Origin of the sequence: Nostoc flagelliforme FACHB-838, from assembly GCF_014698065.1 — a bacterium.
Classification (GTDB): Bacteria; Cyanobacteriota; Cyanobacteriia; order Cyanobacteriales; family Nostocaceae; genus Nostoc; species Nostoc flagelliforme_B.
The window spans coordinates 17,220-31,838 of record NZ_JACJSI010000006.1 but is presented as its reverse complement, the minus strand read 5'-3'; the positions used below and the strand labels follow the sequence as shown (position 1 = coordinate 31,838).

Annotated in this window: 13 protein-coding genes; 7 read left to right on the top strand and 6 right to left on the bottom strand. The window is 41.6% G+C overall.

What is annotated here, in order from left to right:
- Window positions 1-314: 314 nt before the first annotated feature.
- From H6G97_RS04700 to H6G97_RS04690, 3 genes are all read left to right on the top strand, one after another.
- On the top strand, window positions 315-524 hold the full coding sequence (locus tag H6G97_RS04700) for a hypothetical protein (protein ID WP_190939543.1): 210 nt from the start codon (window positions 315-317) through the stop codon (window positions 522-524).
- Between the two features lie 225 nt (window positions 525-749).
- Window positions 750-1,220 (top strand): HetP family heterocyst commitment protein, encoded by a 471-nt coding sequence (locus H6G97_RS04695; protein WP_190939657.1) that lies wholly within the window; start codon window positions 750-752, stop codon window positions 1,218-1,220.
- 327 nt (window positions 1,221-1,547) lie between these two features.
- The gene (locus tag H6G97_RS04690; RefSeq protein WP_190939542.1) at window positions 1,548-1,733 is read left to right on the top strand and encodes a hypothetical protein; all 186 of its coding nucleotides are present in this window, start codon (window positions 1,548-1,550) and stop codon (window positions 1,731-1,733) included.
- A gap of 358 nt (window positions 1,734-2,091) precedes the next feature.
- On the opposite strand, the gene rpe is transcribed toward H6G97_RS04690, so the two are convergent.
- Window positions 2,092-2,799, bottom strand: a complete 708-nt coding sequence (gene rpe / locus H6G97_RS04685) for a ribulose-phosphate 3-epimerase (protein ID WP_190939541.1) — start codon at window positions 2,797-2,799, stop codon at window positions 2,092-2,094.
- Between the two features lie 211 nt (window positions 2,800-3,010).
- Here rpe and H6G97_RS04680 point away from each other — a divergent pair, with 211 nt between their 5' ends.
- Together H6G97_RS04680 and H6G97_RS04675 are read left to right on the top strand one after the other, a co-directional pair.
- A complete protein-coding gene (locus H6G97_RS04680; protein ID WP_190939540.1) occupies window positions 3,011-4,606 on the top strand; it encodes a S8 family serine peptidase in 1,596 nt (531 codons plus the stop codon).
- A 442-nt stretch (window positions 4,607-5,048) separates the two neighbouring features.
- A complete protein-coding gene (locus tag H6G97_RS04675; RefSeq protein ID WP_190939539.1) occupies window positions 5,049-6,380 on the top strand; it encodes a serpin family protein in 1,332 nt (443 codons plus the stop codon).
- 21 nt (window positions 6,381-6,401) lie between these two features.
- On the opposite strand, the gene H6G97_RS04670 is transcribed toward H6G97_RS04675, so the two are convergent.
- Complete coding sequence (locus H6G97_RS04670) at window positions 6,402-7,568, bottom strand: AI-2E family transporter (protein WP_190939538.1); 1,167 nt, start codon at window positions 7,566-7,568, stop codon at window positions 6,402-6,404.
- Window positions 7,569-7,860: 292 nt separating this feature from the next.
- On the opposite strand from H6G97_RS04670, the gene H6G97_RS04665 reads away from it, so the two are divergent.
- A complete protein-coding gene (locus H6G97_RS04665; RefSeq protein ID WP_190939656.1) occupies window positions 7,861-8,202 on the top strand; it encodes a hypothetical protein in 342 nt (113 codons plus the stop codon).
- Window positions 8,203-8,488: 286 nt separating this feature from the next.
- Window positions 8,489-9,913, top strand: coding sequence for an LCP family glycopolymer transferase (locus tag H6G97_RS04660; protein ID WP_190939537.1), 1,425 nt, complete (start codon window positions 8,489-8,491; stop codon window positions 9,911-9,913).
- On the opposite strand, the gene H6G97_RS04655 is transcribed toward H6G97_RS04660, so the two are convergent.
- The 4 genes from H6G97_RS04655 to H6G97_RS04640 all read right to left on the bottom strand — a co-directional run bounded on the left by H6G97_RS04655 (window position 9,885) and on the right by H6G97_RS04640 (window position 14,607).
- On the bottom strand, window positions 9,885-10,979 hold the full coding sequence (locus H6G97_RS04655; RefSeq protein WP_190939536.1) for an anthranilate phosphoribosyltransferase family protein: 1,095 nt from the start codon (window positions 10,977-10,979) through the stop codon (window positions 9,885-9,887). The two genes, H6G97_RS04660 and H6G97_RS04655, sit on opposite strands and share 29 nt — an antisense overlap.
- A 149-nt stretch (window positions 10,980-11,128) precedes the next feature.
- Window positions 11,129-11,773 (bottom strand): FHA domain-containing protein, encoded by a 645-nt coding sequence (locus H6G97_RS04650; protein ID WP_190939535.1) that lies wholly within the window; start codon window positions 11,771-11,773, stop codon window positions 11,129-11,131.
- On the bottom strand, window positions 11,751-13,883 hold the full coding sequence (locus H6G97_RS04645; RefSeq protein ID WP_190939534.1) for a substrate-binding domain-containing protein: 2,133 nt from the start codon (window positions 13,881-13,883) through the stop codon (window positions 11,751-11,753). The genes H6G97_RS04650 and H6G97_RS04645 overlap by 23 nt, the downstream gene beginning before the upstream one ends.
- 43 nt (window positions 13,884-13,926) lie before the next feature.
- Window positions 13,927-14,607, bottom strand: a complete 681-nt coding sequence (locus H6G97_RS04640) for a response regulator transcription factor (protein WP_190939533.1) — start codon at window positions 14,605-14,607, stop codon at window positions 13,927-13,929.
- Between the last annotated feature and the right edge of the window lie 12 nt (window positions 14,608-14,619).

Sequence of the window (14,619 nt, the reverse complement as noted above, 5' to 3'; positions counted from 1 at the left end):
AAATCTGCAAATTTCCCGGAAAATGCCTAATTCAACAGTAGAAAGAAATACAAGCTTGTGAACAGAGAGAACTTATTTAATTAGGAGTTGAGAAAGTTTCAGAAGATAAAATTGCATTTACCAAGAGCTACACTAAGGCTTTTGTCCTATCAGTCAGATGACAAGACGAAAGATAAATTTTTACCTTTCACTGTACTAACAAGCTATAAGCAAAGTTTCCTCCATTTATTGGAAGGAATCTGGATAATCAGGACTTAACAGCCAACAAACTTACTTGATTAAAAACTTGATTGTTTTTAATTAAAGGTCAGTTCATGGAAAAAATCATCAGGTCAAATGCAGCCGAAACCTCAAGCCAAGGGGACAGTTTAGGAATGAATCTATATAATTTGTATCCCTACTACGAGCTAGCTCTTGCCAAAACTAGTTTATTAGGGGAGTTATCAGCCAAAATCACTAAAACTCTGCTCAACAGCGCCAAGGTAAGGCTCAAACAGCAGAGAAGTTTCAGCCTGGTTCTTTAACGCTTAAAGCTGCCGGAGCCAATCAGAGTTTGGGAAAGTTATATACGCGGCTGTTAATAAATTTTTATCCTTCATAAACATCCAACATCGCCTGATTGCTGATAATTTCCCAAAAGCGATTCAACAGCTGCAAAAAGGCTAATGCAGTCTGTATACCTCAATTGAAACACCAACAATCGCAGAAACTGGACTAGTTTACTTCATCCAAGATAACTAAACACTATGATGAACCAAGACATTGCTGGTATTAGTAACAACTTAGATAACACAGTAAAGGCTCAACAATTTGACAAAGTAGTTGAAGCAATTCTTGCTGGAAAGTATTCCTGGGCATGTGTTTTAATGCTGCGATTTGGTGGTTATAATCCTCTCCATTACATTCCATATCGCACCTACAATCGATTGCTTAAAGAAAACTCTCAAACCAACAGGGCAAAACAACAGCAAAACGAAAATCTAAAAATGTTGAAACATACTAATGATTCCAGGTCTGATAGTAATGTATCATCAACCTGCTTAAGCAAAATTAAAGACCTCGCTTATCTAGAAGTAGTTGGAAAGCAAAAAACAGAAATTCGTAGTGGTAGTTTAGATCAGAGATTAGGGCAGCACATTAACGAACATCAATCAAGAAAATCGCCATTAAAACCAGAGAAAACTCAAGATATTTCCTTGAAATCCTGTGGATTCAATTAAAAAGTATTTTGAATCAATAGATTCTGTCCTAGAGTTAATTGAGTATCTGAGAGCCTGCTATGCGAATTTAAAATTTTTAGCATGGCAGGTTTTCTATAGTGGTCATTAATTTGATAATTTTTTACAAAAATCTGCCAAAATGGCACATATATACTGACAGTATTGGTAAACTAATAACAACTACAACTTAAACAAAAATAGAGGTGATTAGCAAGCCAGTTAATTTTAAAAATAAAATCAATGATTAGTTCTGACTATGAAATAAATCAAACTGATTACAAAAGTAGTCAGTATTTCATGGAGTAAATAACTCCTACACCAAGACTAATGATTCAACCGTTGCTACTGGTGGTTCTATTTTTGAGAAAGTCTGAGCAAAGAAAATTTGGAGAGGTGGATTCCCCCAATCCAAACTTTAGACAGCTTTCACCGACTGCAGACGGTGCGAGTAATGCTTATAAAACTTTCTATCCTGTGGTTGGTGTTGCTTTAGTTAATAAAGCAAACGCTTAACATCAATAACAGGAACGAAAATAGAAAAGTTACGGTTAAATCGTTCTTGTGGATGGTAGAACTAGTAGCTCATACGCTTCTCTTTCAACTATTGTAATCCTAGTCCTCCCAACCTGGATTATCTCTAGTTTCTAAACTTTCAATCTATATATTAACTACTGGAAGTTCAAAACTTGAATAGCTTCCAGTTTTTTTATGGGTAAATAAAAATAAGGTAGGCAAATAGCCCACCTTACTTTTTGTAAAGAATAGACATCTGGTGAAATTAAATATGCGTTATCCATAACCCTTTCAAAGACGTAGCACTGCTACGTCTCTACATTCTTTTTCACCAGACAATAGTTAATCCAAAAATGAATTAAACCTTGGCTAATTCTGGGCTAGGACGCTTGCTGTTGCGAATTGCTGTAATAGCCTCAGCATAATCCTTAGCGTTAAATACTGCTGAACCAGCTACAACTGCATTAGCCCCCGCTTCCAAAACTTGCCAGGTATTATTTGCCTTCAATCCTCCATCTACTTCAATCCAAGGGTCAAGACCGCGTTCATCACACATTTGACGCAACTTGCGGATTTTGGGTAACACACCAGGGATAAACCTTTGCCCACCAAAGCCAGGGTTGACGCTCATAATCAGTACTAAATCGCACAAATCTAGAACGTGTTCAATTAGCTCTAGAGGGCTACCAGGATTAAGTACAACTCCAGCTTTTTTACCAAGCTCTTTAATTTGTCCCAAGGTGCGGTGCAGGTGTGGAGAAGCATTATGTTCGCAGTGTACGGAGATAATATCGGCACCAGCTTTAGCAAATCCCTCTACATACTTTTCTGGCTCCACAATCATCAAGTGGACATCCAGCGGTTTGGTCGTAACCGGACGAATCGCCTCCACAATCAGAGGGCCTATCGTAATATTAGGTACAAAACGACCGTCCATTACATCAACATGAATCCAATCTGCTCCAGCTGCGTCTACGGCGCGGATTTCGTCGCCCAGACGACTAAAATCGGCTGATAGGATAGATGGAGAAATTACAATGGGCTTTTGAGATAGGTTTTGGGTCATGGCTAGTGGGTTTTTAAGCGTCCTCGTCTGTACGCATTGTAACAAAGCATTGAGCAAGACTAATAATTTTGATCCCGGCTTTTTTAAGGGGTGGGTATTGGGGACTAGGGACTGGGCACAAGGAGAATCCATGCTCAATACTTCTTTATAAGAGGGTGCGGCAATGCCCAAGACAAATGACAAATGACAAATGACAAATTACAAATTACAAATGACTAAAAAACTAACCTGGATAATTTGGGGATTAAGTGCTTCTTGCCTGAGTGCGCCGGTAATTGCTTCAGTTTTAGAATCTGCGCTAGGAACTAACGGTATTGATGCTTTGAAGGTACACCAAGCTCCTTATAATTTAATCGGCCGTAAGATTGCTATTGGTCAAGTGGAAATTGGCCGACCGGGAATGTTTGGGTGGGATAAGGCGGTTTCTAAAAACCGTGCCATATCTTTAGCGGCAGTATTCTTACGCAATGGCCCAGCTAAGTCTAATAGCGGTGTTGACTCCCACGCCTACAATGTCGCTGGTGTCATGGTGAGCCAAGACAAGGCTTTGCCGGGAGTCGCTCCGGGAGCACGATTGTATTCGTCGGCGGTGGGTTCGACTAAAAACATGGGTCAGCCGGAAGAGTGCTTATCAGCCCAGCACGTAGCGTTACAAAATGCTGGCGATGTCCGTGCCATTAACTTTAGCTTTGGTGAACCTCTGAGCCGCGATCCTCGACCAGAGGCTACTTTAGACGGCAATGCTTTACTAACTTTATGTGTTGACTGGTCTAGTCGCGTTCATGATGTTTTGTATGCGATCGCAGGCAACCAAGGTAAGGGCGGTATTCCCATTCCTACAGACAATTTTAACGGAATAAACGTGGCTTTTTCATCCCGCCGAGGGGGAGTTTTTAACAAAGTAGACGTGGCTAATCTGGCGGGTGCTAACCAAGGAGTGAGTGGAAGGCTAGCTGGAAGGGAATTTAATCTTGGTGGGCGACGTGCTATCAGTTTAGTTGCTCCTGGTAATAATATTCCTTTGCTCAATCCTGATGGCAAATTGAATAAGGTTACAGGTACAAGTTTTGCAACGCCTCAAGTTACTGCTACTGTTGCTCTGTTACAAGAATTTGCTGATAGACAGACGCGGACAAAACAACCACACTGGAGCATCGATGCTCGGCGTCATCAAGTGATGAAAGCTGTGTTGCTCAATTCAGCAGACAAAATGTTAGATAGCGGCGATGGCTTGCGGTTGGGAATGACCCGAACACTAATTGATAAACAAAATCAAAACTGGCTAGATTCTGATGCTTACAAAGATCCAAAGATTCCTTTGGATGCTCAAATGGGAGCGGGTCATTTGAATGTATCTCGTGCTTATCAGCAATTTAGTGCTGGTCAATGGCAGGCATCAGCTGCGGTGCCAGCTATTGGTTGGGATTATCGCACAATCGATGTTGAAGCATTTGTTGACTATATATTAGCAAAACCTTTAAAGCAGGAGAGTTTTGTTGCTGTCACCCTGAATTGGAATCGATTAGTGGAACTCAACGATAGAAATAAAAACCAGCAGTATGACGTAGGCGAAAATTTTCGCGATCGCGGTTTAAATAATCTCGACCTCTATCTGGTAAAAGCTGATGCTCAAAATTCCGATTCTGGTGCTATTTGCTCCTCAATCAGCCAAATCGATAGTGTAGAACATATTTTCTGCCCCGTTCCTGCTGCTGGCAATTACAAAATACGTGTCCAGTTTCGTCAAAAGATCAATGAAGCGACTCAACCCTATAGTTTAGCTTGGTGGAGTGTACCTATCAATTGAAATAAGGCAGCACAGCCGTACATCTGAGAAATGTTATAGCACTTCTCTCTTTCCTAAAAGGAAAGAGGGCAGAGTCTATGGTATACAAACGAGCGTAGGCGTAGCCCGTCGTAAACATCGCTACATTTTATCTATCAAAACCCAACAGTAGTGGTTATTTTATGATTACGTAGCTTACAATACGTTTATTGATAAATAGGTTGATAAATAGGAAAATTCCTAAAAATCACAATTTTTCATAATTCGTCTGCATAGCCGCCTCAATTAGGAATTAGCAACTCTCAGAAGTTGTGTTGAATTCCTCTAAGCGAATAACTGGCTGTTACAGTTTCTGTAACAGTCCCATTTTTCTATTGGAGCAAATGCAATAGTTAATCATTGACACAGTTTCTGCGTCAACCATGAGCACAGATCGGGAATCTTTGGCAAGTGAGGTAGCAGAATGAATCGGCAAAAATTTAGTGATGCGAAAGAAAATTTCCTGCAAAGACGTTATGGTGTGAGTCTAGGCAGACGTTATGCTCTGGCAGCTGCAAGTGTTGTTCTATTCAGTGTATTAGGGTGTTCTCAACTTGAGAATAGCAAAAATGCCCTTGCACAATCTAGTGTACCTCAGCCTGAAACTCCATTGCAAAAAAAAACAGCCAACACTGATACAAAAATAGTTGAGTCTAGCAATAAGTTTGGCTTCAAACTGTTTTCAGAAGTTCTGAAAAATGATCGGGGTGAGAAGAATGTTTTTATCTCACCTTCGAGTGTTGCGATCGCTCTTGCTATGACCTACAACGGCGCTAGCGGCTCGACTCAACAAGCAATGGCAAAAACCCTAGAATTACAGGGGATGAATCTACCAGAAATTAACTCTTCTTACGCGGCGGCATTAAAGCAGCTTTTAGACAATTCTGATGCGAAAGTGCAACTAAAAATTGCTAACTCACTTTGGGCAAATCAAGATGTTAGCTTTGCGCCAGACTTCCTCAAGAGAACCCAGGATTTCTATCAAGCCAAGGTGAACAATTTAAACTTTAAAGATGCCGCCGCATCTAGTATTATCAATAACTGGGTAAAAGAAAGTACTAATGGCAAAATTAATAAAATAGTTGAAAAGATTGAACCCAACCAGGTGTTATTTCTGATCAATGCCATATATTTTAAAGGGAATTGGAGTAACGAATTTGATAAAAATCAAACTGCTCAATACCCTTTTTACATCACATCTGGCAGACGAAAGCAACACCCAATGATGTCACAGAAGGGTGATTATAGATATTATGAAAGCGAACAATTTCAGGCAGTTAGTTTACCTTACGGTAAAGATGGTAAACTCAGTTTTTATATTTTCCTGCCCAAACAAAACTCTAACCTCAAAGGCTTCTATCAAAACTTGAATGCTGAGAACTGGGAAAAATGGATGGCTCAGTTCAAGAAACAAGAAGGGTTTATTCGCCTACCCCGCTTCAAAACAGATTACGAAGTTACACTCAATGATGCCTTGAAAACTTTAGGCATGGAAGTGGCTTTCAGCAACAAAGCTAATTTTTCTGGCATGGGTAAGAATTTTGCCATTAGCCAAGTTAAACATAAAACTTTTGTGGAAGTGAACGAAGAAGGAACGGAAGCGGCTGCGGCTACTTCAGTGGGAATAGTAACAACATCTTTTAGAGATGAACCAGAACCATTCCGAATGATTGTTGATCGTCCCTTCTTCTGTGCCATCAGGGATAATCAGACGGGAAAAGTTTTGTTTATGGGTTCAATCATTGAGCCACAATGAGGAGGCTTCTGCCTGCTGCCATTAGGGTAATGTCGCTTCAGAAATGCTCAAAGTCTTGTTGGCATCAGCTTTTGGCAATTCGTTTGCTGCAACAGGTGCAGTTATGTCCCCAGTGGTGCTGTCGTTTGTCTCACTGCCAAGACGCAAAGCGCTTAAAGCAGTCTTAATCACAACAGCGGTGGGTACTGCCACAATTACACCCAATAGTCCGCCAATTCTTGCCCCTGTTAAGACCGAAATTAAAATCCAAACTGGATTTAAACCTGTAAAGCTGCCTAAAATTCTGGGGGCAATTAAGTTTTCGAGTATTTGCTGTACAATTAACGCTGCAATCAACACTCTCACACCCATTGAGAAATCTTGCAACGCTACCAATAATGTAGTCAGGGCGATGCCTACAGAACCACCAAAGGGGACGAGAGCCATCAGTCCAATAGTTAAGCCAAATAGTAGCCCAAATGGTACTTTCAGCCACAAAAAGGTAGGAATGAGGGCTGAGGCCATACAGGTGGATAAAATTAACTGGGTGATGAAGAAATTTTGAAAGCTGAGGCGGACTGTTTTGGAGAAAGGATCGCGAAATTTATTAGGTAGCCACTCCACTAAACTTTGCCAGAGTTCGCCCCCATGCTGTAAAAGATAGAAAGTCAAAACCATCGTCAACAGAATATCTAGCAGACTAGTGACTGTGAGTACTGCTAGATTTAAAACTTGTCCAGCGATCGCTTGTAATTGTCCTTTGACGCGATCATTGATTTGCACTACCAGTGCATCGAGGTTAATCGGTAAACCATAAGTCTCAGCTTTTTCATTTAATATCATTAACTGAGAGCGTCCAGAGTCGATCAACTCCGGCAAGCGAGCCACCAGTTGTTCAGCTTGGCTAAGGGCCAACGGGAAAAGTGTCACACCCAACGCCAATAAAATCGATAAAGCCAAGAGAAATACTAAAATAGCGACTTGCTCTCGTCTAGCACCATGATGTTCCATCCAACTCACGGGGTAGTTGAGCAGAAATGCTAGCACTGAGGCTCCGACTAAAATGACTATGAGAGAATGGAAATAATCAAAAAATACCGAAATTGCCCAACCATTGAGAACTAGCAGCGGAATGAATAGCGCGATCGCCACGATTCGCGCTATTGGAGTGAATGTTTGCCACCAGTCGAGTAGCTTGCGTGTCTGCATTTTGAGCTGATTGCGGAATAGAACTAAGTTAAATCTTTCTTTACAGTTTATTATCTCTAACTATATGAGTCTTATTCATCCTTCTAGTTTAGGAGTTAGACTAACCCCAATGAATAATTTTGAACCGAAAGAGAGTGGAGAGTGGGGAGCAGGAGAGCAGGGGAGCAGGGGAGCAGGGGAGCAGGGGGAGAATAATAATCCTCAATCCCCATTACCCCTTATCCCCAGAGGAGGCCCCACCTTCTCCAATCCCCATTACCCTTTATCCCCAGAGGGGGCCCCACCTTCCCCAATCTCCAAAACACAGTTGCTTTTACATTTAGTTCCAATTATCGGCTTTTTTCCATCCTTGTGGACTCTGTATCGGGGGCAGGGTAGTCGGGAACAACTTGCTATTAGTCGTTTGTCTATTACTTTGGCACTTACTTGGCTGTTGGGTTATTTATTATTAACCACGGGAGCAGCAACTTCAGATTTTTTTCCGCTACGTCTATTTATCCTGAATAGTTTTCTCACGTCGGGTTACTTTTTAGTCAGTGCCTGGTTGATTTTGCGCCTGATGCAGGGCAAATCTGGTCGTTTGCCAGGGTTTAGTAATTTAGCAGAACGAGTACTTGGCAAGTATTTATCTTAATTTTTTAAGGTGACAAATTGCCAGTGTTTTTACTGATTTTCTCAAAATTTACAGTTAATTTATTCATATATCTAGTCAAATCCAGTTTATTATTGCCATACTTCAGTAAAACATCTCTAGGTTGGCCCAAAAGAAGGATAAATGCTGCTATAAGTGTTGTGGTTGACACTACATTAAAAAAGTTAGCACTGATAATTAAGAGTTAGCTATTATGGGTTGATTTGTTTGGATGTTTTTAGTCTACAAATTTACCGAATTTGATTAGTGAGTAAGTGTGAGGAAGTCTGTGACCATTCAAAGAAGTTCGGCGGAAGAAAACCAGTCAGGAAAAGCCTTAAAGTCCAGTAGAAAAATTTCTCAGAACTCGAAATCAGGACGTTGGCTATGGTTTTGGGTGGGGATGAGTGGTATTGCGATGGTGTCAGCAACTGCGGGGGCGCTTTTGGCAGTATCTTTGAGCAGCACGCCTTTGCAACAAGCCCAGCTAAGTCCAAAGGATGAAGCAGTCTTCGATAGCGATCGCATTTCTGGAGGTGTGCTGCGATTTTCAGAATTAACCCGCCCGGTAAATCTCTTGGTGATGGGCATGAGCGTACTTCCGCCAGATATCCAAAACCCTCCTGAAGAAACCAAAAACCTCAAATACCTGCCCCAAGTAAACTCCTTTGATGGTCTTTCCGATGTCATGCTCTTGGTCAAATTTGATCCAGAGACGAAAAAAATAAATATGCTCTCCATTCCCAGAGATACCCGCACAGAAATAGAGGGGTATGGAGTGAAAAAAATTAATGCTGCCAATCTTGAAGGTGGGCCAGCTTTGACTGCAAAAACCGTCAGTAATCTCTTAGGTGGAGCAGGAATTGATCGCTATGTCCGAATTAACGTTTTAGGAGTTGGCAAGCTGATTGATGCTTTGGGTGGTGTGACAGTATACGTCCCCAAAGATATGAAATACCAAGATGATTCTCAGCATTTGTACATCAATTTGAAAGCCGGTAAACAGCATCTCAACGGCGATCAAACACTACAATTGCTGCGTTTTCGCCATGATGAACTCGGTGATATTGGTCGGATTCAACGGCAGCAAATGGTCATGCGTGCTTTGATGGATCAAACACTCAACCCAACTACTGTCGCTCAATTACCAAAAGTTCTGGATGTAGTGAAAGACCACATTGATACTAACTTGACTGTTGAAGAGTTAGTGGCGCTGATGGGTTTTGGAGTGCGGACAAATCGCTCTAATATGCAAATGTTAATGCTGCCTGGTCGCTTTAGCGAGAAAGGCGAGTTCGGTGCTAGCTATTGGTTGCCCAGCAAAAATGGTATTGCCAAACTGATGGCTCAACACTTTGGTTTGGAATCAGAAGAGGAACAGTTGGCAACTACAACTGACCCAAGCTCTTTACGTGTAGCAATTCAAGATAGTACAGGTGGCGATCGCTCTAACTTGCGACCGTTAATTAGAGCTTTGGAAAAATCTGGATATCGGAACATCTATGTGGCCAAGGCATGGGGTGAACCTCTAGATGTAACTCACATTGTCGCCCAACAAGGAGATGGTGACAGTGCCGAATCCATTCGCAATACTTTAGGATTTGGCGAAGTGCGCGTGGAAAGCACTGGCAACCTTGGCTCAGATATCAGTATCCAAGTGGGTCAGGATTGGTTGCAACAAAAATCTATTTTGGAGAAGTCGTTGACACCCTAGAGGGTACATCTGCTGATACGGAATTTACTAATTGGATCAGTTCTTGGAGTTTAGCTGCTACCATCCCAGTGGTTAATAATTCTTCTGCTTTAGCTAAACCCTCTGGCATATTTGGACAAATACCGCTCCGCCATAGATAAAATCCCCCATTCCACAAGGCTGTTTGCATCAATTCACCTGGTTTACCTGCCAAAACCTCTTGAATCTCCGCCACCAGTTCTTCAGTAGTTCCAAGGGGCACGTTTTTGGTAGTAAAGCCGTAATCACGCGGTACGAGGTGTAATCGTTCTACCTCTTGGGATGCTATGGATGCAGATAAGCTGATGATTGCAGTGCGATCGCGCGGTAAGTCGCAACTACCTTCCAATCCTTTCACTAATGTAAATTTTGTTACTCCTCGCAGCCCTAGAGCTATCTGAAACATCCCTTCTGTCGGCGGATGGACAAACCCAGAAATTACATGAGCATCCCCAGCATAAGGACACCAAATTAGCTCCATTGTCGCTAAGGGCGGACGTTTGCCAAGTTGGTCGCGGTATTCCCAAATACTTGTAGTCAAAGGGAAATGCTGAGGTAGATAAATAAAGCCGATTCCCGTTTGCTCAAATATCTGCTGGGTTTTTGCCAGTGGTAGGGTAGTCCAATCGACTCCTAAACCCTGCCAAATATCTATCAGGGGTAAGCCGTATTTAGTTGGTAGGCGATCGCCACCGTGCATGATTACTGGCTGTCCAACTGCGGCGAGCAGTAAAGCTGTTACTGGACTAATTGGTGCTGTGCGTGTTCTGCCATCATAAGGGATGCCAAGAGCGATCGCTGGCCGCCCAGAGGCTATTGGTTGCAGTTTTGGCCCTAGTTCATCATAAGCATCTAACATTCCTGCTAACTCTTCCCCTGTGGGGCGCTTGATGCGATGAGCAATCAAAAACGCTCCGATTTGGGCTGGTGTCGCTTCACCCAGCAGCATCATTTTAGTTGCGGTGGCTGCTTGGGCGCGAGTTAAATTCTCGGCTGTGTGGTTTCCACTGCCTACTTTTTGCAGGAATTCCCGAAATACATTGCTCATTTGTCCTTTGTGAATAACTAAGGATTTTAGAATTTAAACGCAAAGGCGCTTCTCTACGAGACGCTACGCGAACGGCTTCCCGCAGGCTAGGGGCGCAGAGGTAAGCGCAAAGGTACGCAGAGAATACTCATGATAAAGCTAGTTTTTTACTACACTATATATACAGTGAAATTTACTAGGTTATCTTGACCAAATTTTACTGAATCGCCATTAAGCAGACGATATTGCATACCAGGAGTTAGAGGATTGCTGTTTAAATAAATACCATTTGTACTCATATCAACAATCATATATGCGTTTTGCGACCAGTCCCAATCGACTCGCGCATGACGACGAGAGACTATTCCCTCACTGGGAATGCCGGTTAAGTCAATTTCTGGCGGCGCTATTCCTGGACTCTGACTGCGACGGCCAATATAACCTCCTTCGCCAACGAGGTTAAATTCTCTTCCCGTGCTATGAACCAGCTTTAAGACTGGCGCTCTTTGAGGCGGGGGGGTATAAACAGGCGGTGTTGGCGGATAAGAAACCCGTGGCTGATAGACTGTTGAATAATCAACAGGAGCTTGTTGAGGAACCTGGTAGTTAGGTTGATCGGTTGCTGGCCGTTGATACTGAACAGGTGGTGGTTGACTAGGTTGTTGTTGAATAGGTGGTGGTTGATTAGGCGGTTGTGGTGTAGGAGAAACTACATTACCTATAGGAGTTGAACACCAGGGACAAACCTTAGCATTGTTAGGCAGGGCGCGGTTAAAATATTCGCAACTGGGATTAGGGCACCGATTTGCAGGCATAGGAATTTATATCATCAGGCATAGGTTGTAAAGCTACAAGACCTACTTTACTAAGTAAACACTGACCCTGACGAGTGGTTAGCATCTGGGCAAATGTAGAACCACCAGGCAGGCGGGTGCTGTCTTTAGGGTACACTACAAAAATAGGGTATCCCAAAGGATAGCTTTGGAAAGTTGTGACATCAACATAATAATCATCATGTTGACATAAATCATCTGAAGGATTTATAGAGCGGCGATCGCGCCTTTGAAATAGAGGTTGAATCGCTGACCTTTTATCATCTGCGATCGCTAGAGGATACCCAGTACACTGATTCGAAGTTTTACTGATAATTCCAAAACTAATAATACCAGTGCTTCGCCCTTGTAGAGTCTCGCTGCGTATTAGATTTTGGGTTTTTGTTGTATCAAGTTTAGTAACCTTTGCAGTAAATAAAGCTTCGTCCTGAGGAGCATTTTTGAGGACTATTTCTTGAAATTTACTGACTGCTTCTGGTTCAGTAGGGGCAAAAGGTTTCACAGGTAGATTTGGAAGTTTCGGATTAATCTGCTGCCAATTAGTAATCTTACCTGTGTAAATTTGACGCAATTGTTCAAGATTGATTTGCCCCCCAAGAGCATTAGCCAGATTTGAGTCTCTTTTATTAAATGCTACAAAAACAAGTAAACCATCATAAGCAAATGTTTTTTTAGCAAGTTTATCTGTGATGTTCTCTACCAAACTAGTAATTGCAAAATCCTTTTTGCTTGTTTGGACTTCTTCGATACTTTTAATGGGATTATTTAGATTTGATGACAAAACTGATTCATAGTTAAATGTTGCTGTTGCATCTAGCTTTGGTGTGGTCAATAAATCTCTTAAACGACTGTTATCGACTGGTTGCGTTAAAACATAACTCCATGTACTATCTTTTTCTCCTGTGTAAGTAAATCGTCCAGAAGGAACGTTGGGAACTTCTGAGAAATTCCGCACAAGTCTAGACCATTGTATATATTGATTAGTACTACCTGTTTTCTTGCCCAAAAGCCAATACAATATTCCGCCGCTAAGTAGTAATAAAGCTAGAATGCCTAGTAGAATTAAGGGCATTGGCAAAGGCTTTTTTATTTCTTGAGAACCTGGCGAACGCACTGAACTTTTGCCATTATCTTCTTTGGGAAGTTCTAGTAATGCTTTACGTGCGGCTTCCGCATTCTCGAAAGTACTTTCCAGTCCAAGTAGCCGATAAATAAATTGCTTTAAATGGCTATCAGTATCTGGCCATTGTTGATTATCTCTAGGATCGAGAGGCTGATTGGATAGATAATTAGTTGTCTGCCCTACCCATAAAGAAAAGGCTAGCAATCCTAATGATTCTAAATCTTGTTCGGGTCTGGCGGGTGCGGGTTGAGTAATAATGGGTGGAATAAATAAATTTTCCCAGATAGCTAAATCACTAAAGTATATAGAGAACTTTTGATTTTTTTCTAGTTTAATTAAAGTACTATCTAAACTGATGTTGCCATGAGTGATACCCATCTGTATTTGATTGGAGGGAAAACGCAGCTTTTGAGTGTGGAGAAACTGGAGAGTTTGTAAACCTTGATTTAGTACCTCACGCACATCAGAAGATGTCATTGCTCCCTTTTCTATCAGATATTTAGCTAAAGATTGGGATGACTCTATACCTTGAGTAATTAGATAACAGCGCTCTCCTTTTTCATCAGCGATCGCTTCTTTAGTTTCCACAAGACGGAAGTTTTGAATTCGACTATCGGCTAAACTTACTCCACCCACTCGTTTGAAAGTTTCTTTCCGCTTTTGAGTTTCGCTTTCATTAAAACAACGATTGGGTAATAGATATTCTTTAATAATTACAGGCTGTTTGTCCTTAAGTTTAACACCTGAGTATAAGCGGCCTAAACCCCGCACACCGATAAAACTAGCTATTTGATAAGTCCCCTGATTCCCTTTAATCTCAGCCTCCTGTGGTAAAGTTGCTGGAAAACCACATTCCAAGCAAAACTTAGCGCCCTTGATTTGCTGTGCCGTTTGGAAGGGGCGATCGCAATTTAAGGGAGAATTGTACGAGCAGGGGTATTGTTGATAAAAAGATTCAAATGAGGACATATACAAAGAGTTTCGTGAATTGCACCAATTACTTCTGTCGTGTTCAAGCGTGAACCAATCCTAACTTAAGAGCAGCCACAATCGCTTGAGTCCGGCTAGTAACCTTCAACTTTTCAAAAATACTTGTGAGATGCGCCTTAACAGTAGCGACTGTTACATATAAATGTTTAGCGATTTCTTCATTAGAAGCACCTTGAGTTAACCAATATAAAACTTCTTGCTCTCTTTCGGTTAAATGCACTTCATGACATGCTTTTACACAAGAATCTGAATAAGCCTGAAAAAACCGGAAAAATAGACTAGCAACCTCTGAAGGTAGATAAATTTCCGACCTAGTTACAGTGTCAATAGCCTCACACAATTGTGTTGCTAAACGATTTTTAAACACATAACCTGCGGCTCCCGCCTGCATCGCTCTAAAAATCCAGTCATCTTCTTGATGAGCCGACAATACTAAAACTTTCCCAGTGTAAGCAGTCTCCTTAAGACGTGCCAAAACTGTAATTCCATCACATCCTTTCAATTGCATATCCAGCAAAATTAAATCTGGACACTTCTGGCTTGTAAACTTTAAAACCTGCTCCACAGAATCTGCATCACCTATCACTTCTACAGGTAACGCAGAATTAATACTATAAAAATTCAACAGAGTACGTAAACCTTGACGAAAGCGTTCTTCGTCATCTACAAGTAAAACCGAAAGTTTCTTATTATCATTAGCCATATTCTTAATTAT

What these genes read in the sequence shown, in the direction of transcription:
- H6G97_RS04700 (WP_190939543.1), top strand. Translation starts at nt 315, where the DNA reads ATGGAAAAAATCATCAGGTCAAATGCAGCCGAAACCTCAAGCCAAGGG.
- H6G97_RS04695 (WP_190939657.1), top strand. Translation starts at nt 750, where the DNA reads ATGAACCAAGACATTGCTGGTATTAGTAACAACTTAGATAACACAGTA.
- H6G97_RS04690 (WP_190939542.1), top strand. Translation starts at nt 1,548, where the DNA reads ATGATTCAACCGTTGCTACTGGTGGTTCTATTTTTGAGAAAGTCTGAG.
- rpe (WP_190939541.1), bottom strand. Translation starts at nt 2,799, where the DNA reads ATGACCCAAAACCTATCTCAAAAGCCCATTGTAATTTCTCCATCTATC.
- H6G97_RS04680 (WP_190939540.1), top strand. Translation starts at nt 3,011, where the DNA reads ATGACTAAAAAACTAACCTGGATAATTTGGGGATTAAGTGCTTCTTGC.
- H6G97_RS04675 (WP_190939539.1), top strand. Translation starts at nt 5,049, where the DNA reads ATGAATCGGCAAAAATTTAGTGATGCGAAAGAAAATTTCCTGCAAAGA.
- H6G97_RS04670 (WP_190939538.1), bottom strand. Translation starts at nt 7,568, where the DNA reads ATGCAGACACGCAAGCTACTCGACTGGTGGCAAACATTCACTCCAATA.
- H6G97_RS04655 (WP_190939536.1), bottom strand. Translation starts at nt 10,979, where the DNA reads ATGAGCAATGTATTTCGGGAATTCCTGCAAAAAGTAGGCAGTGGAAAC.
- H6G97_RS04650 (WP_190939535.1), bottom strand. Translation starts at nt 11,773, where the DNA reads ATGCCTGCAAATCGGTGCCCTAATCCCAGTTGCGAATATTTTAACCGC.
- H6G97_RS04645 (WP_190939534.1), bottom strand. Translation starts at nt 13,883, where the DNA reads ATGTCCTCATTTGAATCTTTTTATCAACAATACCCCTGCTCGTACAAT.
- H6G97_RS04640 (WP_190939533.1), bottom strand. Translation starts at nt 14,607, where the DNA reads ATGGCTAATGATAATAAGAAACTTTCGGTTTTACTTGTAGATGACGAA.